Source organism: Streptomyces humi, assembly GCF_001005085.2.
GTDB lineage: Bacteria > Actinomycetota > Actinomycetes > Streptomycetales > Streptomycetaceae > Streptomyces > Streptomyces humi.
The window spans coordinates 35,058-59,908 of the sequence record NZ_LBMU02000039.1; the positions used below are offsets into that span (position 1 = coordinate 35,058).

At 73.0% G+C, this 24,851-nt stretch carries 17 protein-coding genes; 11 read left to right on the forward strand and 6 right to left on the reverse strand.

Features of this window, described 5'->3' with window-relative positions; genetic code table 11:
• Positions 1–19 precede the first annotated feature (19 nt).
• Positions 20–688 (reverse strand): MOSC domain-containing protein, encoded by a 669-nt coding sequence (locus tag AAW13_RS18050; protein ID WP_046733107.1) that lies wholly within the window; start codon positions 686–688, stop codon positions 20–22.
• A gap of 81 nt (positions 689–769) precedes the next feature.
• Between AAW13_RS18050 and AAW13_RS18055 the strand changes: the two genes are divergently transcribed.
• Positions 770–1,678 carry a LysR family transcriptional regulator gene (locus AAW13_RS18055; protein ID WP_046733108.1) on the forward strand — a complete coding sequence of 303 codons (909 nt, stop codon included), beginning with the start codon at positions 770–772 and terminating at the stop codon, positions 1,676–1,678.
• 226 nt (positions 1,679–1,904) lie between these two features.
• Here AAW13_RS18055 and AAW13_RS18060 read toward each other — a convergent pair whose 3' ends face one another.
• Complete coding sequence (locus AAW13_RS18060) at positions 1,905–2,234, reverse strand: WhiB family transcriptional regulator (protein ID WP_046733109.1); 330 nt, start codon at positions 2,232–2,234, stop codon at positions 1,905–1,907.
• Between the two features lie 381 nt (positions 2,235–2,615).
• Here AAW13_RS18060 and AAW13_RS18065 point away from each other — a divergent pair, with 381 nt between their 5' ends.
• The 4 genes from AAW13_RS18065 (at position 2,616) to AAW13_RS18080 (ending at position 7,113) form a co-directional block, all read left to right on the forward strand.
• On the forward strand, positions 2,616–3,227 hold the full coding sequence (locus AAW13_RS18065) for a response regulator transcription factor (RefSeq protein WP_003948568.1): 612 nt from the start codon (positions 2,616–2,618) through the stop codon (positions 3,225–3,227).
• A 304-nt stretch (positions 3,228–3,531) separates the two neighbouring features.
• Entirely contained in the window at positions 3,532–4,092 is a 561-nt protein-coding gene (locus AAW13_RS18070; RefSeq protein WP_420855474.1) for a sigma-70 family RNA polymerase sigma factor, read from the forward strand.
• Positions 4,093–4,368: 276 nt separating this feature from the next.
• On the forward strand, positions 4,369–5,871 hold the full coding sequence (gene guaB / locus AAW13_RS18075; RefSeq protein ID WP_046733111.1) for an IMP dehydrogenase: 1,503 nt from the start codon (positions 4,369–4,371) through the stop codon (positions 5,869–5,871).
• Between the two features lie 117 nt (positions 5,872–5,988).
• Complete coding sequence (locus AAW13_RS18080; RefSeq protein WP_046733112.1) at positions 5,989–7,113, forward strand: GuaB3 family IMP dehydrogenase-related protein; 1,125 nt, start codon at positions 5,989–5,991, stop codon at positions 7,111–7,113.
• Positions 7,114–7,188: 75 nt separating this feature from the next.
• On the opposite strand, the gene AAW13_RS18085 is transcribed toward AAW13_RS18080, so the two are convergent.
• Together AAW13_RS18085 and AAW13_RS18090 are read right to left on the reverse strand one after the other, a co-directional pair.
• Positions 7,189–7,842: a hypothetical protein gene (locus AAW13_RS18085; protein ID WP_046733113.1), complete on the reverse strand. Its 654-nt coding sequence runs from the start codon at positions 7,840–7,842 to the stop codon at positions 7,189–7,191.
• Positions 7,843–7,976: 134 nt separating this feature from the next.
• A complete protein-coding gene (locus tag AAW13_RS18090; RefSeq protein WP_046733114.1) occupies positions 7,977–9,185 on the reverse strand; it encodes a nucleotide sugar dehydrogenase in 1,209 nt (402 codons plus the stop codon).
• A 292-nt stretch (positions 9,186–9,477) separates the two neighbouring features.
• Between AAW13_RS18090 and AAW13_RS18095 the strand changes: the two genes are divergently transcribed.
• Entirely contained in the window at positions 9,478–11,184 is a 1,707-nt protein-coding gene (locus AAW13_RS18095; RefSeq protein ID WP_071659592.1) for a glycerol-3-phosphate dehydrogenase/oxidase, read from the forward strand.
• Between the two features lie 274 nt (positions 11,185–11,458).
• On the opposite strand, the gene AAW13_RS18100 is transcribed toward AAW13_RS18095, so the two are convergent.
• Complete coding sequence (locus AAW13_RS18100; RefSeq protein WP_046733116.1) at positions 11,459–12,502, reverse strand: serine hydrolase domain-containing protein; 1,044 nt, start codon at positions 12,500–12,502, stop codon at positions 11,459–11,461.
• Positions 12,503–12,670: 168 nt separating this feature from the next.
• Here AAW13_RS18100 and AAW13_RS18105 point away from each other — a divergent pair, with 168 nt between their 5' ends.
• The 4 genes from AAW13_RS18105 to AAW13_RS18120 all read left to right on the forward strand — a co-directional run bounded on the left by AAW13_RS18105 (position 12,671) and on the right by AAW13_RS18120 (position 21,634).
• Entirely contained in the window at positions 12,671–14,869 is a 2,199-nt protein-coding gene (locus tag AAW13_RS18105) for a serine/threonine-protein kinase (protein WP_071659593.1), read from the forward strand.
• A 137-nt stretch (positions 14,870–15,006) separates the two neighbouring features.
• Complete coding sequence (locus AAW13_RS18110; protein ID WP_046733152.1) at positions 15,007–17,979, forward strand: protein kinase; 2,973 nt, start codon at positions 15,007–15,009, stop codon at positions 17,977–17,979.
• A 181-nt stretch (positions 17,980–18,160) separates the two neighbouring features.
• Positions 18,161–19,948: a serine/threonine-protein kinase gene (locus AAW13_RS18115; protein WP_046733118.1), complete on the forward strand. Its 1,788-nt coding sequence runs from the start codon at positions 18,161–18,163 to the stop codon at positions 19,946–19,948.
• 81 nt (positions 19,949–20,029) lie between these two features.
• A complete protein-coding gene (locus AAW13_RS18120) occupies positions 20,030–21,634 on the forward strand; it encodes a serine/threonine-protein kinase (RefSeq protein ID WP_046733153.1) in 1,605 nt (534 codons plus the stop codon).
• 27 nt (positions 21,635–21,661) lie between these two features.
• Here AAW13_RS18120 and AAW13_RS18125 read toward each other — a convergent pair whose 3' ends face one another.
• Positions 21,662–23,578 carry a glycosyltransferase family 2 protein gene (locus tag AAW13_RS18125; RefSeq protein ID WP_046733119.1) on the reverse strand — a complete coding sequence of 639 codons (1,917 nt, stop codon included), beginning with the start codon at positions 23,576–23,578 and terminating at the stop codon, positions 21,662–21,664.
• A gap of 132 nt (positions 23,579–23,710) precedes the next feature.
• Here AAW13_RS18125 and AAW13_RS18130 point away from each other — a divergent pair, with 132 nt between their 5' ends.
• Positions 23,711–24,799 (forward strand): serine/threonine-protein kinase, encoded by a 1,089-nt coding sequence (locus tag AAW13_RS18130; RefSeq protein WP_046733120.1) that lies wholly within the window; start codon positions 23,711–23,713, stop codon positions 24,797–24,799.
• The last annotated feature ends 52 nt before the right edge of the window (positions 24,800–24,851 follow it).

Below are 24,851 nucleotides of genomic sequence, written 5' to 3' on the forward strand. Positions count from 1 at the left end.
CGGCCGCCGTGACGGCCGCTCAGCCGCCCTGCGCCGCCACGTACTTGCGCGCCTGCGCCAGCGCCTCCGGGTGCAGGGCCGGGCCCGCCGCGAGCAGCCGCGGCAGCAGCTCCCGCTCGGTGGTGGTGGCACGGAACTCCATCGCGGCCGTCACCCCGTGCTCCGGCAGATGCACGATCTCGATCGGGTCGCCGGTCCGTATCTCGCCCGGTTCGATCACCCGGAGGTAGGCACCGGTCGCACCCTTCCGCGTGAACCTCTTCACCCATCCCCGTTCGCCCAGATGGCCCTGGAAAGTGCGGCACGGGATGCGCCCGGAGGTGACCTCCAGTACGACCTCGGAACCGATCCGCCAGCGCTCGCCGATCAGCGCGCCGGACACGTTCAGCCCGTTTGTCGTGAGGTTCTCGCCGAAGGAGCCGTTGCGCAGGGTGCGGCCGAGTTCCTTCTCCCAGTCGTCGAGGTCCTCGCGCGCGAACGCGTACACCGCCTGGTCGTCACCGCCGTGATGGCGCAGCTCGCACACCGCGTCCCCGGCCAGACCGCTGCCCGCGACGCCCTTCGGCCCGGGGGCCGCCACCCGCACCGGCCCGTCCACCGGCTGCTTGTCGATGCCGGTCACGCCGTCCACCTGGTCCGTGTGGGGGGACGGGGTCGGGCGGCCGAGGTTCACGGAGAGAAGCTGCATGCTCCGAACCGTAATGGACCACGCCCCAAAGCGCCGACGCATTAACGGACGCCGTACCCAAGTCCGCCTTATGATCTGAGGGTGATCGAAGCACGTCATCTCCGCGTCCTGCGCGCCGTCGCCGCCACCGGTTCGTTCTCGGCGGCGGGGCGGGAACTGGGCTGCACCCAGCCTGCCGTCAGCCAGCAGATGAAGGCCCTGGAGGCCTCCGTGGGCACCCCGCTGCTGGTGCGCAACGGCCGCGAGATGCGCCTGACCCAGGCCGGTGAGGCGCTGGTGCGGCACGCCTCCGGGATCCTCGCCGGACTCACCGCCGCCGAGGAGGAGGTCGCCGCGATCGCCGGGCTGCGGGCCGGCCGGGTCCGGCTGGTCTCCTTCCCGAGCGGCAGCTCCACGCTGGTCCCCACCGCCCTCGCCGCCCTGCGCGCCGCCCATCCGGGCACCCGCGTCTCCCTGGAGGAGGCCGAGCCCCCGGACTCCGTGGACCTGCTGCGCGCGGGCGACTGCGACATCGCGCTCGCCTTCCGCTACGAGGGCGCGGCGGACGCAGGCGGCGCCGAGGAGTGGGCGGACCTGGTGGTGCGGCCGCTGCTCGCGGACCGCCTCGTCGGCCTGGTGCCCGAACGGCACCGGCTGGCCCACGCCGAGTCCGTCGCCCTCGGGGAGCTGGCCGACGAGCCCTGGATCGCGGGCTGCCCGCGCTGCCGGGGGCAGCTCGTCCAGGCGTGCGAGAGCGCGGGCTTCACACCCCGCATCGACTTCGCCACCGACGACTACCCGGCCGTGGTCGGCCTGGTGGGCGCGGGCCTGGGCGTGGCCGCGCTGCCTCAGCTGGCGATCGAGTCGGTACGTCCGAGGGGCGTGCGCACGGTGGCCCTGGAGCCGGCGGTGCGGCGGGAGATCGTCGCCCTCACCCTGCCCGACCTGGAGCAGGTGCCGGCGGTTGCGGCGACGCTGGAACAACTGAGCCGGGCAGCCCGACGCCCCTGACGCCCGGCGGCCGTGTGCGGTCGGCGGTCCCGACGGCCGGTGGCCGTGTGGGAACGGCGGTTCTGGCGGGTGCAGGCCGTGTGGCGGGTGCAGGCCGTGTGCTGGCGGCGGTTCTGGCGGGTGGCCGCGGTGGGCGGTGGTTCCGCGGGCGGCACGCGGTCTGCCGGGCACGCGCGCGTGCCCGGTGGTCGGAGAAGGATCGCCAAAAGACTGAAGAAACGTTCTTTCATGTGTCGGAGGCGGAGTCGCCGCTGGTCGTCGACGCCGACACCAGCCTGTTGCGCGCCCGCCCCATGAGCTCTTCGCGCTCGTCCTCGGTCAGGCCGCCCCACACGCCGTACGGTTCACGGACCGCCAGCGCGTGCGCCGCGCACTCCGCGCGGACCGGGCACCTCATGCAGACCTCCTTGGCCGAGTTCTCACGGGCACTCCGAGCCGCCCCGCGCTCGCCCTCGGGATGGAAGAAGAGCGAGCTGTCGACCCCACGGCAGGCGGCCAGGAGCTGCCAGTCCCACAGGTCCGCGTTCGGTCCGGGAAGGCGGGAGAAATCTGCCATTACGTGACCCCTTGTAGCCGTTCTGGGCGGATACGGTGCCAACGACCGTACATCTCCGGTCTAGAGAGATGAAAATATGACTCATTGGCAATCTAGCCCCAGACACTGTGAAACAGGAAGAAAAAGGTCTAAATGGGGCATTGGTTGTGATGAAAAGTTGAGGGTCTGACGTCCATGTCTGCACCGTGTCCGCGCCCTCACGTAGAGTGCCGAAGACGGCATGCAGCCCCGTAACTCTTTCGAGTGACCGTCGTTGAGAGTGCGGTGGCGGTTGAAGCAACAAGCGCTCGGGCAGGCGTCCGAGACGTTCGACCGCACAGGTGACGATTCCGTACCAGCCTGGAGGCTCAAGGTGACGCGCATCAGCTGCGGAGGGCGGTCATGACATCCGTCCTCGTCTGCGACGACTCCCCGCTTGCCCGAGAGGCGCTGCGCCGCGCGGTCGCGACCGTGCCCGGCGTCGAGCGCGTGACGACGGCGGCCAACGGCGAGGAAGTCCTCCGCCGCTGGGGCGCCGACCGCTCCGACCTGATTCTGATGGACGTGCGCATGCCCGGACTGGGGGGCGTCGAGACCGTACGCCGGCTGCTGTCAGCCGACCCCGGCGCGCGCATCATCATGCTCACGGTCGCCGAGGACCTGGACGGCGTGGCCCTGGCCGTCGCCGCCGGCGCCCGCGGCTACCTGCACAAGGACGCCTCGCGCGCCGAACTGCGCGCGACCGTCACACAGGCGCTCGCCGACCCCACCTGGCGACTGGCGCCCCGGCGCCTGCGCTCGGCCGAGATGGGCGCCGCGCCCACCCTCACCGCGCGCGAGATCCAGGTCCTGGAGGGCATGAGCCACGGCCGCTCCAACGCCGAGATCGGCCGCGAGCTGTTCCTCTCCGAGGACACCGTCAAGACGCACGCCCGGCGCCTTTTCAAGAAGCTCGGCGCCTCCGACCGCGCCCACGCGGTGGCCCTCGGGTTCCGCTGGGGACTGGTCCGATGACACGGCGGTGAGCTGCGCCGCAGCCGGACCGCGCACCGGCCGGACGCCCCCGCCTACCGCACGGTGGGCGGGGTCCGCAAGACGGATCGGCGCAGTGCCGCTGCTCGTTTCGGCGCGGATGCCGCATCCTTGAGGTGTGGAGTCTCTCGGGGACGAGTCGTTCGAGCGGAAGGGGAGGGCGCAGGAGATGAGTTCCGGCGCACCTGCTCATAACGCTTCGGTGCACAACGACGGACGCGGTGCCACCCAGCCGACGGCAGCAGGGCACCATGGACCGATGCGCGAGGACGAGGCAGTCACTGCCATGGGGACGATCGGTGCCCTCGTCCACCGCGCCGTAGACGGGGACGAGCAGGCCACGCACGACCTGCTCGCCCATGTCCACCCCCTCGCGCTGCGCTACTGCCGCACCCGGCTGTCCCGGCTGCCGGGGGACGCCCGGCACTTCGTCGAGGACCTCGCCCAGGAGGTCTGCGTGGCGGTCCTGCTGGCCCTGCCCCGCTATCGCGACACCGGCCGCCCCTTCGAGGCCTTCGTCTTCGCCATCGCCTCCCACAAGGTCGCCGACCTCCAGCGGGCCGCGATGCGCCACCCCGGCTCCACGGCCGTCCCCTCCGACGAGATGCCCGAGCGGCCCGACGACTCCCTCGGCCCCGAGGAGCGCGCGCTGCTCAGCAGTGACGCCGAATGGGCCAAGAAACTCCTCGCCAACCTCCCCGAGAACCAGCGCGAGCTGTTGCTGCTGCGCATCGCCGTGGGCCTCACGGCGGAGGAGACGGGTCAGATGTTGGGAATGTCACCGGGCGCGGTCCGGGTCGCCCAGCACCGGGCGCTGAGCCGGCTGCGGGCGCTCGCCGAACAGTGACCGGCAGCGGCCGGAACACCGACCGGCGGCGGCAGGAACGGTGGGCAGCGGCGGCAGGAACGGTGGGCGGCAGCGGCCCGAACGGTGGGCGGCAGCGGCCGAAGCAGTCGGCAGCGGCGGCCGAACGGGGTCACAGCCACCCACGATGAACAGCCCCCCGCCCGTTTCCGTACGAACATACGAAGCCCGGAGCCGGGTCGTACCGTGGAATTTGGGGCCTCTGGTTCCCGTTAGCATGGACATCCGCACCGTTCAAGGCCATTTGGGGAAGGTGTCATGACTGCAAACGTCGACGGAGTGCCCGACAAATTCGCGACACTCGGGCTGACCTACGACGACGTGCTGCTGCTGCCGGGTGCATCCGAGGTGCTCCCCAACGCGGTCGACACCTCGTCCCGTATCTCACGCAACGTCCGGGTCAACATCCCGCTGCTCTCCGCGGCGATGGACAAGGTGACCGAGTCCCGCATGGCGATCGCGATGGCCCGGCTCGGCGGCGTCGGCGTGCTGCACCGCAACCTCTCCGTCGAGGACCAGGTCAACCAGGTCGACCTGGTCAAGCGGTCCGAGTCCGGCATGGTCACCGACCCCATCACGGTGCACCCGGAGGCGACCCTCGCCGAGGCGGACGCGCTGTGCGCGAAGTTCCGCATCAGCGGTGTGCCCGTCACCGACCCGGCCGGCAAGCTGCTCGGCATCGTCACCAACCGCGACATGGCCTTCGAGTCCGACCGCAGCCGCCAGGTGCGCGAGGTCATGACCCCGATGCCGCTGATCACCGGCAAGGTCGGCACCTCCGGCGTCGAGGCCATGGAGCTGCTGCGCAGGCACAAGATCGAGAAGCTGCCGCTGGTCGACGACGAGGGCATCCTCAAGGGCCTGATCACCGTCAAGGACTTCGTCAAGGCCGAGAAGTACCCGAACGCCGCCAAGGACGCCGAGGGCCGCCTCCTCGTCGGTGCCGCCGTGGGCGCCAGCCCCGAGGCCCTGGAGCGGGCCCAGGCGCTCGCCGCGGCCGGGGTGGACTTCCTGGTCGTCGACACCTCGCACGGCCACAACAGCAACGCCCTCAGCTGGATGGCGAAGATCAAGTCGAGCGTGGACGTCGACGTGATCGGCGGCAACGTCGCCACCCGGGACGGCGCGCAGGCCCTCATCGACGCCGGTGTCGACGGCATCAAGGTCGGCGTGGGCCCCGGCTCCATCTGTACGACCAGGGTCGTCGCCGGCATCGGTGTCCCGCAGGTCACGGCCATCTACGAGGCCTCCCTCGCCGCCCGCCCGGCCGGCATCCCGCTGATCGGCGACGGCGGCCTCCAGTACTCCGGTGACATCGGCAAGGCCCTCGCGGCCGGTGCCGACACCGTGATGCTCGGCAGCCTGCTGGCCGGTTGCGAGGAGTCGCCCGGCGAACTGCTCTTCATCAACGGCAAGCAGTTCAAGTCGTACCGCGGCATGGGTTCGCTGGGTGCCATGCAGTCGCGTGGCCAGGGCCGGTCGTACTCGAAGGACCGCTATTTCCAGGCCGAGGTCTCCTCCGACGACAAGCTCGTCCCCGAGGGCATCGAGGGCCAGGTGCCCTACCGCGGCCCGCTGGCCAACGTGCTGCACCAGCTCGTCGGCGGTCTGCGCCAGACCATGGGCTACGTGGGCGCGGCCACCGTCGAGGAGATGGAGACCAAGGGCCGCTTCGTCCGCATCACCTCCGCGGGCCTCAAGGAGAGCCACCCGCACGACATCCAGATGACGGTCGAGGCACCGAACTACAGCCGTAAGTGACGCGCACGCGCGCGTGACGCTCGCTTCCAGGGCGGTCCCGGACACACCGGGGCCGCCCTTGTCGTGCCCGTCGGCGATACTGGAAGACGCTGAAACGCAGAGGGAAAGGCCACAGACGTGACTGAGATCGAGATCGGGCGCGGCAAGCGCGGCCGCCGGGCGTACGCCTTCGACGACATCGCCGTCGTCCCCAGCCGCCGTACGCGGGACCCGAAGGAGGTCTCGATCGCCTGGCAGATCGACGCCTACCGCTTCGAGCTCCCGTTCCTGGCCGCCCCCATGGACTCGGTCGTCTCCCCGGCCACCGCGATCCGCATCGGTGAGCTCGGCGGCCTCGGGGTGCTCAACCTCGAAGGCCTGTGGACCCGGCACGAGGACCCGCAGCCGCTGCTCGACGAGATCACGGGGCTGGACGCCGACACCGCCACCCGGCGCCTCCAGGAGATCTACTCCGCCCCCATCAAGGAGGAGCTGATCGGCGCGCGCATCAAGGAGGTGCGCGACTCCGGCGTGGTCACGGCGGCCGCGCTCTCCCCGCAGCGCACCGCGCAGTTCTCCAAGGCGGTCGTGGACGCGGGCGTGGACATCTTCGTCATCCGCGGTACGACGGTCTCCGCGGAGCACGTCTCGTCCTCGCACGAGCCGCTGAACCTGAAGCAGTTCATCTACGAACTCGACGTGCCGGTGATCGTCGGCGGCTGCGCCACCTACACGGCGGCCCTGCACCTGATGCGCACGGGCGCCGCTGGTGTGCTCGTCGGCTTCGGCGGCGGTGCCGCGCACACCACGCGCAACGTGCTCGGCATCCAGGTCCCGATGGCGACCGCGGTCGCGGACGTCGCCGCGGCCCGCCGCGACTACATGGACGAGTCCGGTGGCCGCTACGTGCACGTGATCGCGGACGGCGGTGTCGGCTGGTCCGGCGACCTGCCCAAGGCGATCGCCTGCGGTGCCGACTCGGTGATGATGGGCTCCCCGCTGGCCCGTGCGACCGACGGTCCGGGCAAGGGCCACCACTGGGGCATGGAGGCCGTCAACGAGGAGCTTCCGCGTGGCAAGAAGGTCGACCTCGGCACGGTCGGCACCCTCGAGGAGATCCTGACCGGCCCGTCCCACACCCCCGACGGTTCGATGAACCTGTTCGGCGCCCTGCGCCGCGCGATGGCCACCACCGGCTACAGCGAGCTCAAGGAGTTCCAGCGCGTCGAGGTGACCGTGGCGGACTCGCAGCACAAGCGGTAGGCCGCACGGCAGACGCACGGAGGGCCGGTCATCCCGCGTGGGTGACCGGCCCTCCCGCATGCCCGGGTGCGCCGGTCAGCGGGCCGCCTTCTGGGCTCCCGAGAACGCCGCCCAGGCCGCGATCGCGAAGAAGAGGAAGGTCAGCGGGTCGGCTTCCGCCTTCCAGGCCTGCTGGACGACGTCGAAGTGCTGGAAGAACACCTCGGAGAAGCCCACGCCCAGCTGGTCGGCGCCGATCATCGCCTCGCCGACGAGCTGGCCGAGGTAGACCGAGCCGAGCGCCAGCACGGTCGCGGAGATCGCGAGGACCGGGTTGCGGCCGCCGAGCCGGCCGGCCGCGAGGCCGATGACGAAGCCGACGCCCACCGCCGCCCACCCGATCTCGTGCTTGGTGACGCCGATGATCACGCCGTAGAGCGCCGCGGCGGCGACGGCCGCGACGACGGCGGCGACCAGGCCGACGGCCAGGTTGGACCGGGGCGGCACGGGCGGCGCTGCCGGCGCGGAGGGCGGGGGTACGGCGCCGGGCTGGGCGAACGGGTTGCCGTCGGCGGGCTGGGACTGCGGCTGTGTCTGGGACTGCGGCTGTGTCTGGGACTGCTGCTGGGACTGCGGCTGTGTCTGGGACTGCGGCTGTGTCTGGGACTGCTGCTGGGACTGCGGCTGCTGCTGGGGCTGCGGGTGCGGGTGCGGCTGCGACGGCGGCGGCGGTGGAGCTGACTGGCTCATGACAGGAATCCCCCCTGGTGTGACCACTCGAAAGCGATGGGACGAAGCGGCGTGCGCACAACTGTGCGACGAGTGGGGGGAGGCTAACAGGACCCTGTGACAACGCCCTCGCGGTTTTCGGTGTGCGGCCCCGCTCAGAGCCGGTGGGCCACCCCCGTGGGTGTCGCCCCGCGTGTGTCCAGCAGCAACTGGGCCTTCACGGAGAGACCTTGGAGGTCGTACGTGCGGTGCTGCTGGACCAGGATCGTCAGGTCGGCGTCGGCGGCCGCCTCGTAGAGCGAGTCCGCGCGGGGCACCGGGCGGTCCAGGACGCTCCAGGATCCGATGTGCGGGTCGTGGTAGCTGACGGAGGCGCCGAGTTCCATGAGGCGGGTCGCGATCTCCCGCGCGGGGGTGTCCTGCTGGTCGGCGAGGTCCGCCTTGTAGGTGACGCCGAGCAGCAGCACGCGCGCGCCGCGGGCCGACTTGCCGTGCTCGTTGAGGAGGGCGGCGGCGCGCTGGACGACGTAACCGGGCATCCGGTTGTTGACCTGCTGGGCCAGTTCCACCATGCGCAGGCCGCGGCCGGCGAGGCCGGACAGGTCCTGGGCGACGCCGTGGCCGCCGACGCCGGGACCGGGACGGAAGGCCTGGAAGCCGAACGGCTTGGTCTCCGCGCAGCGGATGACGTCCCACAGGTCGACGCCCAGGTCGTGGCAGAGGACGGCCATCTCGTTGACCAGGGCGATGTTGACGTGCCGGAAGTTGGTCTCCAGGAGGTGCACGGTCTCGGCCTCGCGCGGGCCGCGCGCGCGTACCACCTTGTCGGTGAGCCGCCCGTAGAACGTGGCGGCCGACTCCATGCACGCGGGAGTGAGACCGCCGATGACCTTCGGCGTGTTGGCCGGGGTGAACTCGCGGTTGCCGGGGTCCACCCGGCTGGGGGAGTAGGCGAGATGGAAGTCGCGGCCCGCGCGCAGCCCCGAGCCCTTCTCCAGCAGGGGGCGCAGGAAGTCCTCCGTCGTCCCCGGGTGGACCGGCGACTCCAGGATCACCGTCGTGTGCGGGCGCAGTCGCTCGGCCAGGGTGCGGGCGGCGGTCTCCACCTGGCCGAGGTCGAGCCCGCCGTCGGCGCCGCGTGGGGTCGGCGCGCAGATCACGGCCGTCCGTACCCGCCCCAACTCGGCCGGGTCCTCGGCCGTCCGGAAGCCCCCCGAGAGCATCCGGCGCAGCTCGGCCGGGCTGAGTGAGCCGGCCTCGGGGCCGGTGGCGTAGCCGATCGTGCGGACGCCGGCGGCCACGGCGGCCTGGGCCAGGGGCAGGCCGTAGGGACCGAGTCCGATGACGGCGAGATCTGCGGGCATGGCGTGTGGGCCGTCCTTCCCAGTAACCGAAGCGGGACAGGTGCGCAAGCCCGGTGGACAGGATGAGCGAAGCGCAATGTCAGACTAGGAGTAAATATGACCGTTATGTGGGATTGTGTTCGTGTGTCTTCCGCGGGTTCGGTGACCGTTGTCCACAGGCTGGGGGTGAGTGGTGGCTGAAGCCGGGCAACCCGGTCAGAATCTGGTCATGGGCTTCGCCTGCCGGGTGCGGCCTGCGCGACCGATGACCGACGACGAGCGATGACCGATGGCGGCAGAGCGGGAGGCAGCGGTGAGGACAGCGACACTGGGGCCGAAGCAGCGTGCGGAGTCCCTGGCGGCCATGGCCGAGCGCGAGCTGGACGTGCTGGTGGTGGGCGGTGGAGTGGTCGGCGCGGGCACCGCGCTGGACGCGGTGACCCGGGGCCTGAACACCGGCATCGTGGAGGCCCGTGACTGGGCCTCCGGCACCTCCAGCAGGTCCAGCAAGCTGGTCCACGGCGGCCTGCGCTACCTGGAGATGCTCGACTTCGCCCTGGTCCGCGAGGCCCTGAAGGAACGTGGCCTGCTCCTGGAACGCCTCGCACCGCACCTGGTCAAGCCGGTGCCGTTCCTCTACCCGCTCCAGCACCAGGGCTGGGAGCGCCTGTACGCCGGTTCGGGCGTCGCGCTCTACGACACGATGTCCATGGCCCGCGGCCACGGCCGGGGCCTGCCGGCCCACCGCCACCTGACGCGCGGTCACGCCCTGCGTGTCGCACCCGCGCTGCGCAAGGACGCGCTGGTCGGCGCGATCCAGTACTACGACGCGCAGATGGACGACGCCCGCTACGTGGCGACCCTGGTGCGCACGGCGGTGTCCTACGGCGCGAAGGCCGCCAACCGGGCGCGCGTGACCGGGTTCCTGCGTGAGGGCGAGCGGGTCGTCGGGGCGCGGGTGCAGGACGTGGAGGGCGGCGGGGAGTACGAGATCCGCGCCCAGCAGGTCGTCAACGCGACCGGTGTGTGGACCGACGACACCCAGGCGATGGTCGGCGAGCGCGGCCAGTTCCACGTGCGTGCCTCCAAGGGCATCCACCTGGTCGTCCCGAAGGACCGCATCCACTCCACGACCGGTCTGATCCTGCGCACCGAGAAGTCGGTGCTGTTCGTCATCCCCTGGGGCCGGCACTGGATCATCGGCACCACCGACACCGACTGGGACCTCGACAAGGCCCACCCGGCCGCCTCCAGCGCGGACATCGACTACCTGCTCAACCACGTCAACTCGGTGCTGGCGGTCCCGCTGACCCGTGACGACGTGCAGGGCGTCTACGCGGGTCTGCGCCCGCTGCTGGCCGGCGAGTCGGACGCCACCAGCAAGCTGTCGCGCGAGCACACGGTCGCGCACCCGGTGCCCGGCCTGGTGGTCGTCGCGGGCGGCAAGTACACGACGTACCGGGTGATGGCCAAGGACGCCGTCGACGAGGCCGTGCACGGGCTCGACATGCGGGTCGCCGAGTGCGTCACCGAGGACATCCCGCTGATCGGCGCCGAGGGGTACCGGGCGATGTGGAACGCGCGGGCCAGGATCGCCGCCCGTACCGGGCTGCACGTGGTGCGGGTCGAGCATCTGCTCAACCGGTACGGCTCGCTCGCCGATGAGATCCTCGACCTCGTCGCCGCCGATCCCGGCCTCGGTGAACCGTTGTCCGCGGCCGACGACTACCTGCGCGCCGAGGTCGTCTACGCGGCCTCCCACGAGGGCGCGCGCCACCTCGACGACGTACTGACGCGCCGCACCCGCATCTCCATCGAGACCTTCGACCGTGGCACCCGCAGCGCCCGTGAGGCGGCCGAGCTGATGGCGCCGGTCCTCGGCTGGGACAAGGACCAGATCGAGCGGGAGGTCGAGCACTACGAGAAGCGGGTGGAGGCGGAGCGCGAGTCCCAACTCCAGCCGGACGACCTGACGGCGGACGCGGCACGGCTGGGAGCACCGGACATCGTCCCGCTGTAGTGCCGGGGTGCCGGGGTGCCTAGGCGCGGGGCTGTGATGGTGCCGGGGGGCTGGATGCCGGGCCGTGGTGGTGCCTGGGTGCCGGGCTGTGGTGGTGCCCGGGTGCCTGGGTGCCGGGCTGTGGTGGTGCCCGGGTGCCTGGGTGCCGGGCTGTGGTGGTGCCCGGGTGCTGGCTCCCTGGGTGACGTGTGCTGGACGCTCCTGGTGGCGAGTCGCCGGATGTCACCCGATCGAGGGACCCGGGGTCGGGATCTTCCACCGGGCCCCGGCCGTTCTACTCACTGCGAGGGCAGAACTGGGCCGCGAGCAGCGCGGGTTCGAGGTCCGGGTCGGCGACCGCCGTCGTGTTCACGCGGAACGTGAGGACATGCCGGCCGTCGACCGACGCGGCGCTCCGTACGTAGCTGCCGGGGATCCGGCCGTTGTGTCCCCACACCGTGGTCCCGCACGGCAGCTTCACAGGAAAGATCCCCAGGCCGTACGCGCCATGTGCGGCACGGGTGTCGAGCATCTCGCGCAGCCGGCCCGGGGGCAGCAGCTCGCCGCCCAGCAGGGCCGCGTAGAAGCGGTCCAGGTCGTCGAGCGTGGTCACCAGCTCACCCGCCGCGCCGGCCACGCGCGGGTCCAGCTCGGTGACGTCGGAGCCGTCGGTGGCGTAGGCGCGGCCGTGCGGGGAGGGCAGCGTGGTGCGGGCGCCCGGGAAGGAGGTGCCCGTCAGACGGAGGGGGGTGATGATGCGGCGCCGGACCTCGGCGGCGTACGAGGCGCCGGTGACCTGATGGATCACCATGCCGAGCAGGACGTAGTCGGTGCTGGAGTACGAGTAGCGACCCGGCCGGGTCGGAGGGAGGGCGAGTGCGACACGTACGGCCTGAAGCGGCGTCAGGGGGACGACACCCCGGGTGACCGTGGTGAAGTCGGCGAGTCCGCTGGTGTGGCTGAGCAGGGCGCGCAGGGTGATCCAGCGTCCGTCGGTGCCGCGGCCGCGCAGCAGCCCCGGCAGGTGACGCTCGACGGGATCGGACAGGGACAGCCGGTGTTCCGCGGCCAGTTGCAGGACGACGGTGGCGATGAAGGTCTTGGTGATGCTGCCGGCGCGGAAGTGGTCGGCGCGGGCGATGCGCCGGCCGGCGGCCGCGTAGTGGACGTCGTCGCCGTCGACGTCGAGGAGGGCGGCGGCCGGTGCTCCGCCCGCGGTGACGAACTGTGACAGGAGCGGGTCCGTGGCCTCCGCCGAGGAGGCGGAACCGGTGGCCACCGGGGCGAACAGGAGGGCGAGAGAGACCGGTATGGCCGTCAGTGTCCGAAGCGGTGGCATCCGGCTACCTCCCTTGTCGCGGCCCATCATCCCGGTCCCTGTGACGCCCTCGTCACCGGGGGTTCCGGCCGGAGCCCCGATGTGCGGTCAGGGGCCCCCTGGGCGTCGGGCACTTGTCGGGTGAGGGACAATGGAGGCTCTGTCAGGGCGGGTTGCATGAGGGGACGCATGTCGGAGGCGGAGCGGGCGGGCACTTCTCGTCAGGGGACTCGTCAGGACAACAGTGAGCGTCTTCTCGCCGGGCGGTACCGGCTGGGGGGAGTACTCGGCCGCGGCGGGATGGGCACCGTGTGGCGAGCCGAGGACGAGACCCTCGGCAGGACCGTGGCCGTCAAGGAGTTGCGGTTCCCGTCGAACATCGACGAGGACGAGAAGCGGCGCCTGATCACGCGCACCCTGCGCGAGGCCAAGGCGATCGCCCGGATCCGCAACAACAGCGCGGTGACGGTCTTCGACGTGGTCGAGGAGGACGACCGGCCCTGGATCGTGATGGAGCTGGTCGAGGGCAAGTCGCTGGCCGAGGTCATCCGGGAGGACGGCCTGCTGGACCCGAAGCGTGCGGCCGAGGTCGGACTGGCGATCCTCGACGTGCTGAGGTCGGCGCACCGTGAGGGCATCCTGCACCGGGACGTGAAGCCGTCCAACGTGCTGATCTCGGAGCACGACGGCCGCGTGGTGCTCACCGACTTCGGTATCGCCCAGGTCGAGGGCGACCCGTCCATCACCTCCACCGGCATGCTCGTCGGCGCTCCCTCCTACATCTCCCCGGAGCGGGCCCGCGGTCACAAGCCCGGTCCGGCGGCCGACCTGTGGTCGCTGGGCGGTCTGCTGTACGCGGCGGTCGAGGGTGCCCCGCCCTACGACAAGGGGTCGGCGATCGCCACCCTGACCGCGGTGATGACCGAGCAGCTGGAGGAGCCCAAGAACGCCGGGCCGCTCAGGGACGTCATCTACGGGCTGCTCACCAAGGATCCGGCCCAGCGGCTGGACGACGCGGGCGCGCGGGCGATGCTCAACGCGGTCATCAACATGCCCGAGGAGGCGCCCGCGGACGCCACGCGGGTGGTGCCGTTGCCCCCGCAGCCCGACGCGCCGTCGGTGGAGAAGGCCACCCCGGCCAAGCGCGGTGAGGAGGCCGGGGAGAAGCTGCGTGGGGCGCTGCGTTCCGTCCGCAAGGCCGCGGGGGCGGCGAGCGCCTCGGCCGTGAGCAAGGCGAAGAGCGGTGGCGGTGCGGGTGCCCCGGCGGGCGGCACGGCGAGCGGAACGGCGGGCTCGGCCGGGGTGTCCGGTGCGGGCGGTCCGGCCGGCGCGGGCGTCGGGAACGGCACCGGTGCCCGCTCGGGTTCCGGCTCCGGGTCCGGCTCGGGTGCCGCGGCGGGTTCCGGCTCGGGCCCGGGTTCGGCGTCCGGTGGCGGCGCGCGTTCGGCCGTCGTGGGTTCGGCCTCCGTGGGTGTCGGTGGCGCGGCCGGTTCCGCCGGCGGTACCGCGGGAGCCAAGCCGGCCGCCGGGAAGCCGAGTTCGGGGTGGCCCGTGGTGCCGCCGCCGGACCTGGACCTGGCGCCCCGGCCGGTGCCCCGGGCACCGCTCACCGACGTGGTGCCCAAGCGCACCCTGGTGATCATCGCCGTGGTGGTGGTGCTCGCGGTGCTCGGCACCGTGCTCGCCCTCACGCTGGGCGGTGGGGACGACGGCGGCGGCAAGGGGAGCGGCAAGAGCGGCGGTTCCAAGGCGGTGGCGACCTCCGGGGCGAGCGCGAGCACCGGTTCCGGTTCGGGGTCCGGCAGCGGGTCGTCCACCAAGGAGGACACCAGCGGCGGCACCCGCACGGACGGCGACACGTCGGCGTCCGCGACCACCGGGAGCGGCTCGGACACGGACGCGGCGAGCGACGACGGGACCTCGGCGTCGAACTCCAGTGGCAGTGCCGACGACGGCGCGCCGGTGGTGAAGAAGTACACCGGGAGCCAGGGGTACTCGATCGGGCTGCCCAAGGGCTGGAAGTTCCAGACCAGCAGCTCAGCGGGCGACCGTTTCACCGGCCCCGACGGGCAGAAGCTGCTGATCGCCTGGACGAGCACGCCCAAGGACAACCCGGTGGCGGACTGGGAGAACCAGGAGCGCTACATGGTGCGTTCCCAGTACCAGAAGGTCCGCATAGCCGCGGTCGGCTACCGCGGCTGGAACACCGCCGACTGGGAGTTCACCTACGTCGACGGCGGCACCAAGTACCACACGATCGACCGGGGCTTCGTCGTCAGCTCGAGCCAGGGCTACGCGCTGATGTACACCGCGAAGGCCGCCGGCTGGAGCAGTGAGCTGCGCAAGGACACCTGGAAGACGCTGACGGCGTCCTTCGAGCCCAAGTGACAAATTCGCATCCCCACAATGCGAATTGCCTCCGGCACGTATCGTGAGTGGTTGCGGACCGTACGCATGCAGGTATGCATACAGAACGGGCCGCGAAACGAACGGATTTGACCAACCGGACGGCCGGGGGAGGCAACGTGGACGACTATGCGGGTCGGGTGCTCGCCGACCGCTACCGCCTGCCCCTGCCCCCCTCCGACGAGTACGAACTCACCGAGACCCGGGCCTTCGACACCTACAGCGGGCAGGAAGTGCTCGTCCGGCAGGTGCCGTTGCCGGAGGTCGTCGAGGCGGAGGTGCTCGACGCGGAAGGACTGCCCGACGGGTTCACAGCCCGTGACCGTGGCGCGCGCCGTCCGCCGTCGGCACGGACCGCGACACGCCGGCCCAGCGATCCGGCGGTGCGCCGCGCCGTGGAGGCCGCGCAGGCCGCCGCCCGGATCCCCGACCATCCCCGGCTCGACCAGGTCTTCGACGTGTTCGCCGAGGGCGGGTCGCTCTGGATCGTCAGCGAGTTCGTCGCGGCGCGGCCGCTGGCGGCGCTGCTGGCCGAGCAGCCGCTGACGCCGTACCGGGCGGCCGAGGTCGCCTCCGACGTGCTGATGGCGCTGCGGGTGCTGCACGCGCACGGCTGGGTCCACCGCAACATCACCGCCCGCACGGTCCTCGTCTGCGACGACGGCCGGGTGATGCTGACCGGCCTCGCGGTGGGGGCGGCGGAGGAGGCGCTGAGCGGGTACGACCCGGTGCCGTTCCCGGAGGGCGAGAGCGGCGGGGAGGCCGGCGGTGAGCGGCGCGCCGGGCAGACGGAAGGTTCCGGCACCCCCGGCACCCCCGGTGTCGCCGGTGCGCTCGACGTATCGCCCGCTTCGCCCGTTTCGGGTGGTTCCGCCGGTGCGGGAGCCCTCGCTGTCGGGAGCACGGGAAGCATCGGTGGTGCGTTCGGTGGTACGGGCGGCGCGCAGACGGCGCCCGGCGCGTCGGAGGCGGATCCCGAGGCCGCACGGCGCGCCGCGATACAGGCGCGGGCTGCCGGCGGGCTGCCGGGGGCCGGACCGGACGAGGGGTCGGGCGGCGCCGGTACGGGGGCCGTGGAACGGCGCGCGTTGGATACCGGCGCGGACGTCCGGGCGGCCCGGGCCGGGGCGATCGCCGCGTACCAGGCGGGGGCCAGGGCCGCCGCCCGCGTCCAGGAGGCCCAGCAGAACAGCCGGGCCGCCCTGCCCGGTGCCCGGCCGCCGGCCGACGGCGACACCGCGCCCTACGCACCACAACTGCCGTACGACCCGGAGCAGCCCGCCCCCGAGCCCCGGCCGCCCTACGCCACGGGGCAGTCCAACGGCGCCGCCCAGTCGCCCCACATCCCGGGGCAGGCGCCCGGCGAGTCCAGGGCGCCGTACGGTCCCGGACAGGTCAACGGCGAGTCGCAGTCGCCGTACGGCAGTGGGCGGGGGCAGGGGGCGGAGCCCGGTGCCGAGCAGCGGGGCGCCGGTGGCGTGCCGCCCGGCCGGATCGCCGACCCCTACGGAGTGCGCGGCGCGCCCGCGCCCTGGCACGGAGCCGCACCGCGCCCGCAACCCGGCGTGTCACCAGGCCCGCAGTCCGACGTGTCGCCGCGTCCGCCTTCCGACGCGTCGCCGCGTCCGCAGCCCGGCGTGTCGCCGCGCACGCGGCCCGGTGTGCCGCCGGCGCTCGCCGGGCAGGAGCGTTCCGCGCTGCCGCCCGCCGCGCCCGCCGCGGCCGGGCTCGAACTTCCCGGGGCGTTTCCCGGCGTGCTCGGGGGCGCTCAGGGGCAGCCGCACGCGGTCGTGCCCGCGCAGGGGGCCGGCGCCGCGCCCCGGTGGGGCGAGGCGGGTGCCGCCGTGCCCGGACGGCGGGGGCCCGCCACCGCGCTGGCCGCCGAGCGGGCCCGGCAGGTGCGGATGACCGTGGTGGGGCCCGTGACCGAGCGCTGGGCGCCGGAACAGGCCGTGCCCGTGCACGAGAACTGGCAGCTGGCGGCGCCGATCGGACCGGCCACCGACCTGTGGGCGCTCGGTGCGCTGCTGTTCCGCGCGGTGCAGGGGCACGCGCCCTACCCCGAGGAGTCGACGGCCGAACTGGTGCAGCTGGTGTGTTCGGAGCCGCCCGCCTTCGCGGAGGAGTGCGGTTCGCTCAGGCCGGTCGTCGAGTCGTTGCTGCGTCAGGACCCCACCGAGCGACTGGACTTCGAGGAGCTGCGCGGCTGGCTGCGCTCGCTGGTGCGGTCCGCGCCCGAGCCGGACGCGGGTACGCATGTCGTCGCCGCCCCGCCCGCCGACCCCAGGCGGCTGCCGATCGTCCGGCGCCGCGGTGAGCTGGTGCGCCGGCGCAGGGCCGGGCTCCCGGCGACGCACGGCCGGCACAAGCGGGCCCGGCAGGAGCCCAAGTCACCGCGCAGGCTGGGCCGTACGCTGCTTCTGCTGGTCCTGCTCCTGCTGGCGGCCGCCGTCGCGTACGCGATGCTGTTCCTGCCGAAGAAGACCGACACGGACGGCGCCGGCGAACGGACGGGGTCGGCGGGGTCGGCCAGCACCACGCCCAGCTCCCGGCCCAGCGCGACCCCCACCCCCACGCCCACGGCGGCCCCGTCCACGGAGACCCAGACCACCGCCGGTTCGACGGGCGGCGCCTCCGCCGGCGACGGCTTCACCCTGCGCGACGACCCGGACGGTTTCCGGATCGCCGTCGCCAAGGGCTGGAGCCGCACCCCGAGGAACGGCAGCGGCCAGGTGATCTACTCGCACGGGAAGTTCGAGCTGATCGTCGTGGCCGGGCGGGACAGCGCGGCGAGCTACGGCAGCGACCCGATGGCGTACCAGCGGGACAAGGAGCCGGAGCTCCAGCCGTACCGGGACTCCAGCTGGGCCACGGCCGGCGGGCTGCGGACCATCACGGTGGGCCAGCAGGTCTCCGCCGAGGGGCAGTTCACCTGGACGGACAGCGGACAGGGCGACCTGTTCGTGCGCAACATGGTCTTCCTGATCGGCGGGCGGTACCACATCGTGCAGGTGCGTGGCCCGGAGTCCGAGCGGGACGAGGTCACCGAGCTGTACGAGCAGGCGTCGACGACCTACAAGTACACGGGCTGAGCCGCGGAGACGCCTTCCCGGGCGGATCGGTTCCCGCCCCGGTGAGGGGATTTCGTCCGCATCCCGTAATGGAGGCGAAAACCGTCACAGTGCTGTCTCCGTGGCACCCCACTGGTTCCATGACCACAGGCCGGTCCTTAGTCTGGCCCTGACAAGAGCATTGCGGGGCAACGTGAATCAGATGCAGGGCCTGCTCATAGCGGGCCGGTACCGGCTCGCCGACACCATCGGCAGCGGCGGCATGGGCCGGGTGTGGCGCGCCCATGACGAAGTGCTGCACCGGGCTGTCGCCATCAAGGAGTTGACGGCCGCGCTCTACGTCTCCGAGGGCGACCAGGCCATCCTGCTGGCGCGCACCCGGGCCGAGGCCCGGGCCGCGGCCCGCATCAACCACTCGGCGGTCGTCACCGTCCACGACGTACTCGAACACGACGGCCGGCCGTGGATCGTCATGGAGCTGGTCGAGGGCCACTCGCTGGCCGACGCGGTCAAGGAGCAGGGGCGCATCGAGCCGCGCGAGGCCGCCCGGATCGGGCTGTGGGTGCTGCGCGCGCTGCGCGCCGCGCACAGCGCCGGGGTGCTGCACCGGGACGTCAAGCCGGGCAACGTGCTGCTCGGCCGGGACGGCCGGGTGCTCCTCACCGACTTCGGCATCGCGCAGATCGAGGGCGACACGACCATCACCCGGACCGGGGAGGTGGTCGGATCCGTCGACTACCTCGCGCCGGAGCGCGTGCGCGGGCACGACCCCGGGCCGTCCTCCGACCTGTGGGCGCTGGGCGCGACCCTGTACACGGCCGTCGAGGGGCGCTCGCCGTTCCGCCGTACCTCGCCGCTGACCACCATGCAGGCGGTCGTCGAGGACGAGGCCACCGAACCGCAGGCGGCCGGCGCGCTGGGACCCGTCATCACCGCGCTGCTGCGCAAGGAACCGGCGCAGCGACCGACCCCCGAAGAGGTCGAGCAGATGCTCGCCGAGGCCGCCGAGGGCCGGCGGCCCAGCGCGGCACAGGCGTACGTGCCGACACGGTCGCAGCTCGGCGGCGGCACCCGCCTGGACTCCGGTGTGCCCGGGGCGACCTCGCACCAGCCGTCGTACGACAGCCCGCGGGACGGGGCCTACGGCGGCGGCTCCCCCCAGGGTTCGCGGAGCGGCCCCCACCGGGGTTCGCACAGCGATTCGTACGACGGTCTCTACGGCGGTTCGTACGAGGTCCGGCCTCCCTCCGGGGGCGGTTCCACGACCCCGCGGACGGCCGTCGGCGGGCCGTCCGGTCCCGGTGCCGTGCACCCCAGACGGCGCCGGCTGCGCACGCTCGCGCTCGTCGTCGCCGTGGCCGCGCTGCTCGGCGGGGGCGCGGCGGTGGCGTTGCAGCAGTGGGGCTTCGGGCAGGAGAAGGACGACACCGGCAGCGTGGCCTCGCCCGCCACGTCGGGGTCCTCCTCGTCCTCCGCTTCCTCCTCGCCGGGCGCGACCCCGGACGGCGCGGTCCCCGCCGACTGGGTGACCAAGCACGACCCGCTCGGCTTCAGTCTCTCCCTGCCCAAGGGCTGGAAGCGCACCGTCTACGGCATCGACGGCGACCTGAAGCAGATCGACTACTCACCCGACAACGGCAGGCACTTCCTGCGCGTCGCCATCGACAGCTCGCCCGACTTCTCCGACGCGCTCGCGCACCAGCAGGACCTGGAGCAGCAGTTGCAGCGGCTGGTCAACTACCACCGCGTGACCATGCAGAAGAACACGTACCGGGACCGGCCCGGGGCGGTCTGGGACTACACCTGGACCGCGCTGAAGAAGGACGGGGCGAACGCGGCGGGACCGCGGCGCGCCATCGAGGAGACGTACTACTCGCGGGACGGCGTCGAGTACGCGATCTACATGTCCTCGCCCGCGACGGGCTGGGCGACCGCGAGCAAGCAGTTCAAGTGGGTGCTTCAGAGCTGGGACCCGGGGACTTCGGGCTGAGCCGCCGCCGGGCGTCCCGGCCGTGGGGCTTGGCCGGTCACCGTCCGGAAGCCCGGCGTCCGGTGGGGCATCATGGGCTCCATGGTGAATCCGGGGGACGACGCCGTACGTCTGGTCGCGGGGCGGTATCGCCTGGGGGCGCGGCTCGGACGCGGAGGCATGGGCGTCGTGTGGCGGGCCACCGACCAGCTGCTGGGACGGGAGGTCGCCGTCAAGGAGCTCACCGTCGACGACACCCTCTCCGAGGACGAGGCCCGGCTGCGCCGCGAGCGCACCCTGCGCGAGGCGCAGGCGGTCGCGCAGCTGCGCCATCCGCACATCATCGTCGTCCACGACGTGGTGGAGGACGGCGGCCGGCCGTACATCGTCATGGAATTGGTCGACGGCGGTTCGCTCGCCGACCGGATCTCCCGGGGCGGGCCGGTGGACGTCGCCGAGGCCGCGCGGATCGGGAGCGACCTGCTGAGCGCGGTGCGGACGGCGCACGACGCCGGGGTGCTGCACCGGGACATCAAACCGGCGAACGTGCTCGTCGAGGCCGGCACCGGACGGGCCGTGCTCACCGACTTCGGCATCGCCCAGGTCGCGGGCGCCACCACGCTCACCGAGACCGGTTCCTTCGTCGGGTCGCCCGAATACACCGCGCCGGAGCGGATGTCCGGCTCGCGGTCCGGCCCGGCGTCCGACCTGTGGTCGCTGGGCGCGCTGCTGTGCGCGGCGCTCAGCGGCGAGTCGCCGTTCCGGCGCGACTCGCTCGGCGGGATCCTGCACGCCGTGGTCTCCGACGAGATCCGGCCACCGGCCCAGGCGGAGCCGCTGCTGCCCGTCGTACGGGGGCTGCTGGAGCGGGATCCCGAGCGGCGGCTGGGCGCGGCGAAGGCCGAGCGGATGCTGCGCGAGTACCTGGCCACGGGGGCCGTGGCGGCCCCGGCCGCGACGGAGAGCGGCGGCGTGACGCCGTACACGCCGACCCAGCGGGACGTGCCGCGGCCGCCGCCCGTGGCCGCCGCCGCGCCGCGGACCGCAACGCGCGGGGTGCTGGTGGCCGCGCTGCTGGTCGCCGCCGTGGCCGGGGCGGGCGTCTCGGCGGCGACACTGCTGTTCCACGGGGACGGGGGCGGCGGCACGCCGGGCCCCGCCGCCACGACGGCCGTCTCCGCGTCCTATCCGGAGACCGACTCGCCCGCCCCGCCGCCGACCTCGTCCCCGGCCTCCCCCTCTGCTCCGGCCACCGGCTCCCGCACCGTGCCCTCCGGGTACCGCTTCGCGCAGGACCCGGCCGGGTTCTCGCTCGCGGTGCCGGCGGGCTTCACCCGCGATCCGCAGGGCGAGCGGGTCTTCTACCTGTCACCGGGGCAGACCTTCCGGCTCGGCGTCAAGGTCTCGGAGTCGCCGGCCGGCGGCCCGGGGACGGTGATGCGGCGGGCGGCGGCCGAGGGGCCGAGCACCAACCCGGGCTACCACGACGGCCGGGTCACCGACACCACCCACTCCGGGCACCCGGCCGCCTTCTGGGAGTTCACCTGGAAGGGCTTCAGCGCGACGGAGGGCCCTCGCCACACCTACGACCTCTGCTGGGAGGAGAACGGACGGCTGTACGACGTGTGGGTGTCGGCGCCGGTCGGGAAGGTGCGGGAGGCACGGGAGTACTTCGACGTCGCCCTGGACACGTTCACGGCGGGCTGAGGACGGGACGGCGGAGCCGGCCCGCCGCTAGCGGGGAGCGCGGCTGACGCGCCGCAGGCCGTCCGACGCCGCGTCCAGGAACCGGCGCGCCGGGTTCGGCCGGTACGCCGGACCCTCCAGGCGCAGCACCGCACCGTCCCGGACCACCGCGTACGCGACCGGCGCCGACGCCTTCGGGAGCGTGACCGGATGCCGGCCGGTGGGCACCTGGAGGCGTGCCGGGAGCCGCAGCAGTGCCGTCCCCGCCTCGGGCACCAGTTCCGCCCGCACCGTCACCGGGCCCACACCGACCTTGACGCGCGCCGCGGCGCCGCCCGTGGCCGCGATGTACGGCAGCGGGAGCGCCGCCCCCTCGCCGCGCCCGGCGTCGGCGGCACTCGCCAGGGCCGTGTCCGCGGCCAGCTTCCGCTGCCGCTGGTCGATGTCGAGGGCCAGCTGGCCGCTGCCCGTCCAGTACGGCAGGGCGAGCCGGCCGCCGGTCAGCGCGGGGCCCGCGGCCGGGGTGCCGGGCGTGCCGTCGCCGGTCACCCGGACCATCCGGTCGACGCCGAGCAGCTGCACGAACGCCCACACGTCGTGCACCCCGCGCTGCAACGGCCGGCCACCGGCGAGCCGTTCGGGATCGAGGCGCAGCCGGCCGGTGGCGACGAGCTGCGAGCGGCCCTCGCCGAGCGGCCGGAGCTCCACCGCGAGGTCGCCCTCCGGGTACCACCAGTCCTCCCGGTCCCGGTCCTTGACCACCAGTTCGGCGTAGGCCAGCCGGAACGGATCGCGGACCTCCCAGCCGTCCTCGGTCCCCGGCACGCCGGCCACCAGCTCCGGGTCGAGCCGGTGCTTCCCGTCCCGTTCGACGAGGACCAGCGGCTCGCCGTCACCGCGCAGCAGGCTGAGCGTGACGTCGGCGACCAGGCCGCCGTCGGCCCAGTGCGGGGTGCCCACCTCGGTGCGGGCCGTCACCTCGCGGACGCGTCCGGCGAGGGTGGCGGCTCCGTCGAAGTCGCCGCGTTCGAGGAGTTCGGCGCGGAGCCGGGAGACCGCGGGCAGGCCCTCGCGGACGGCCGCCGGGAACTCCGCCAGCGCCAGCTCGCGGGCGGCCTCGAAACGCGGACGCTGCTCGGCGGGGTCCTCGCGGAGGATCTCGGGCTCGCGGGCCCGGGACAGGACCTCGACGTGGTAGAGGCGGTGCAGGAGCCGGTTCTGAAGGGCGTCGAGGTCGTCGGAGGGCCGGGTGCCGTCCTTGATCTGGCGGACGACGGTGCGGGTGTTGGCCCAGAAGCCGTGCCGCGGGTTGAAGCGGTGCTGGGTGTTGTTGCCGCCGTCGTCCCGCTTCATCCAGTAGTAGCAGGGGTAGTCGGCGAGGACCGAGATCCGCTCGGCCTTGAGGTAGGCGGCGCTGACGAAGAGCAGGTCCTCCAGGATCCACGGCCCTTCCGGGAAGCGCAGGCCGTGCTCCTCCACGAAGGCCCGCCGGAACATCTTGTGCGGCGACATGCTCTGCATGAGCTCGTCGTTCTCGATGGTGCAGGCGTCGACGGTGTGCCGGAACAGGCGGCGGGGCCGGACCATGGTGCTGGACATCTTGCCGAGCACGATGTCGGCGTCGTTGCGTTCGGCGTGCTCGTAGAGCCGTTCCAGGGCCTCGGGGCCGAGCTTGTCGTCGTGGTCGACGAACTGGATGTACTCGCCCCGGGCGTGCCGCATGCCGAGGTTGCGGGGGGCGCCGGGCCAGCCCGAGTTCGGCCGCGTGTGCACCTGGACGTTCGGGTGCCCGGCGGCGATCTTCTCCAGCCGGGACAGCGTGTCGTCCGTCGACCCGTCGTCGACGTAGATGACCTCGTACTCGTCGGCGGGCAGGCTCTGCTCCAGCAGCGACGGCGCGCACTCGTCGACGTACTTCCCGGTGTTGTACACGGGAACGATGACGCTGACCTTGACTCTCGGCATTCACGGGACTTTACCGGCCCGGCCGCGGGGCGGGCCGGGAGTACGGTCCGGCGGCACGGGTTCCGCGCCGGCCCGCGGGCCTCTGACCGCGCCGCTTCGACAACGGCATGGTGTGCAAGGTACTCATGTGCCATGAGCGATGACGGCGAACAGCCGGTCGAGGGACGTCTGATCGGCGGGCGCTACCGGCTCGCCGAGCCCGTCGGCTCCGGGCCGGCCGGCACCGTGTGGCGCGCCCGTGACGAGCAGGACGGCCGCGCCGTCGCCGTCAAGGAGCCGCGGCTGTCCGGCGATCCGGACGGCGAGGAACGGCAACGCGCCGCGCATCGCCTGCTGCACGAGGCCCGCGCCGCCGCCCGCGTCGACCACCCGGCCGCCGTCACCATTCACGACGTCTTCCTGGAAGACGAACTGCCCTGGGTCGTCATGGAGTTGGTGGACGGCCGGTCCCTGGAGACGGCCCTCGCCGCCGACGGCCCGCTGCCGCCCGCCGAGGCCGCCCGTGTCGCGCTCGCCGTGCTCGGCGCGCTGCACGCCGCGCACTGCGTCGGGATCGTGCACCGGGACCTCAAGCCGTCCAACGTGCTCCTCGCGGCGGACGGCGAGCGTGTCGTCGTCACCGACTTCGGTACCGGCGCCGGGCCGGGGTCCGGCGGGTTCGTCGCCCCCGAGTACGGCGAGGAGCGCGGAGCCGCCGGGCCGGCCTCCGACCTGTGGTCCCTGGGCGCGCTGCTCCGTGCCACCGTGGCGCACGCGGACGGCGACCTCGGGGGGCACGCGGACGGTGCCCTCGGGGCGCACGCGGACGGTGCCCCCGGGGCGCACGCGGACGGTGCCCTCGGGGCGTTGCTCGAAGAACTCCTCGCTCCCGACCCCGAGGCCCGGCCGACGGCCGTCGACGCCGCCGCGGTGCTGGCCGAGGCCGCCGGCACGGACCTTCCCGCGTGGGTGACCGAGCCCTCGTCGGCACCGGCCCCGGTCCCTGCCCCGGCTGCGACGGCCGAACCGGTGGCGACGGCCGGATCGGAGGCGACAGCCGAGCCGGTGGCCACAGCCGGACCGGTGGCCACAGCCGGACCGGAGGCGACGGCCGGACCGGAGGCGACGGCCGGACCGGCCCGGTCGGCTGCGGAACCACGCCGCCTCACCCCGCTCGCCGCCCTCGGTCTCCTCCTCGCCAAAAAACCGGAGCGCGCTGATCGTCCCCGTCCGACCTCCTGATCAGCGCATTCCCTGCCAGTGATCACTGGCGGCGTGTGTGTACTCCGTGAAA

What these genes read in the sequence shown, in the direction of transcription:
- AAW13_RS18125 (WP_046733119.1), bottom strand. Translation starts at nt 23,578, where the DNA reads ATGCCGAGAGTCAAGGTCAGCGTCATCGTTCCCGTGTACAACACCGGG.
- AAW13_RS18115 (WP_046733118.1), top strand. Translation starts at nt 18,161, where the DNA reads ATGCAGGGCCTGCTCATAGCGGGCCGGTACCGGCTCGCCGACACCATC.
- AAW13_RS18050 (WP_046733107.1), bottom strand. Translation starts at nt 688, where the DNA reads ATGCAGCTTCTCTCCGTGAACCTCGGCCGCCCGACCCCGTCCCCCCAC.
- AAW13_RS18105 (WP_071659593.1), top strand. Translation starts at nt 12,671, where the DNA reads ATGTCGGAGGCGGAGCGGGCGGGCACTTCTCGTCAGGGGACTCGTCAG.
- AAW13_RS18090 (WP_046733114.1), bottom strand. Translation starts at nt 9,185, where the DNA reads ATGCCCGCAGATCTCGCCGTCATCGGACTCGGTCCCTACGGCCTGCCC.
- AAW13_RS18120 (WP_046733153.1), top strand. Translation starts at nt 20,030, where the DNA reads ATGGTGAATCCGGGGGACGACGCCGTACGTCTGGTCGCGGGGCGGTAT.
- AAW13_RS18060 (WP_046733109.1), bottom strand. Translation starts at nt 2,234, where the DNA reads ATGGCAGATTTCTCCCGCCTTCCCGGACCGAACGCGGACCTGTGGGAC.
- AAW13_RS18070 (WP_420855474.1), top strand. Translation starts at nt 3,532, where the DNA reads ATGGGGACGATCGGTGCCCTCGTCCACCGCGCCGTAGACGGGGACGAG.
- guaB (WP_046733111.1), top strand. Translation starts at nt 4,369, where the DNA reads ATGACTGCAAACGTCGACGGAGTGCCCGACAAATTCGCGACACTCGGG.
- AAW13_RS18085 (WP_046733113.1), bottom strand. Translation starts at nt 7,842, where the DNA reads ATGAGCCAGTCAGCTCCACCGCCGCCGCCGTCGCAGCCGCACCCGCAC.
- AAW13_RS18100 (WP_046733116.1), bottom strand. Translation starts at nt 12,502, where the DNA reads ATGCCACCGCTTCGGACACTGACGGCCATACCGGTCTCTCTCGCCCTC.
- AAW13_RS18130 (WP_046733120.1), top strand. Translation starts at nt 23,711, where the DNA reads ATGAGCGATGACGGCGAACAGCCGGTCGAGGGACGTCTGATCGGCGGG.
- AAW13_RS18065 (WP_003948568.1), top strand. Translation starts at nt 2,616, where the DNA reads ATGACATCCGTCCTCGTCTGCGACGACTCCCCGCTTGCCCGAGAGGCG.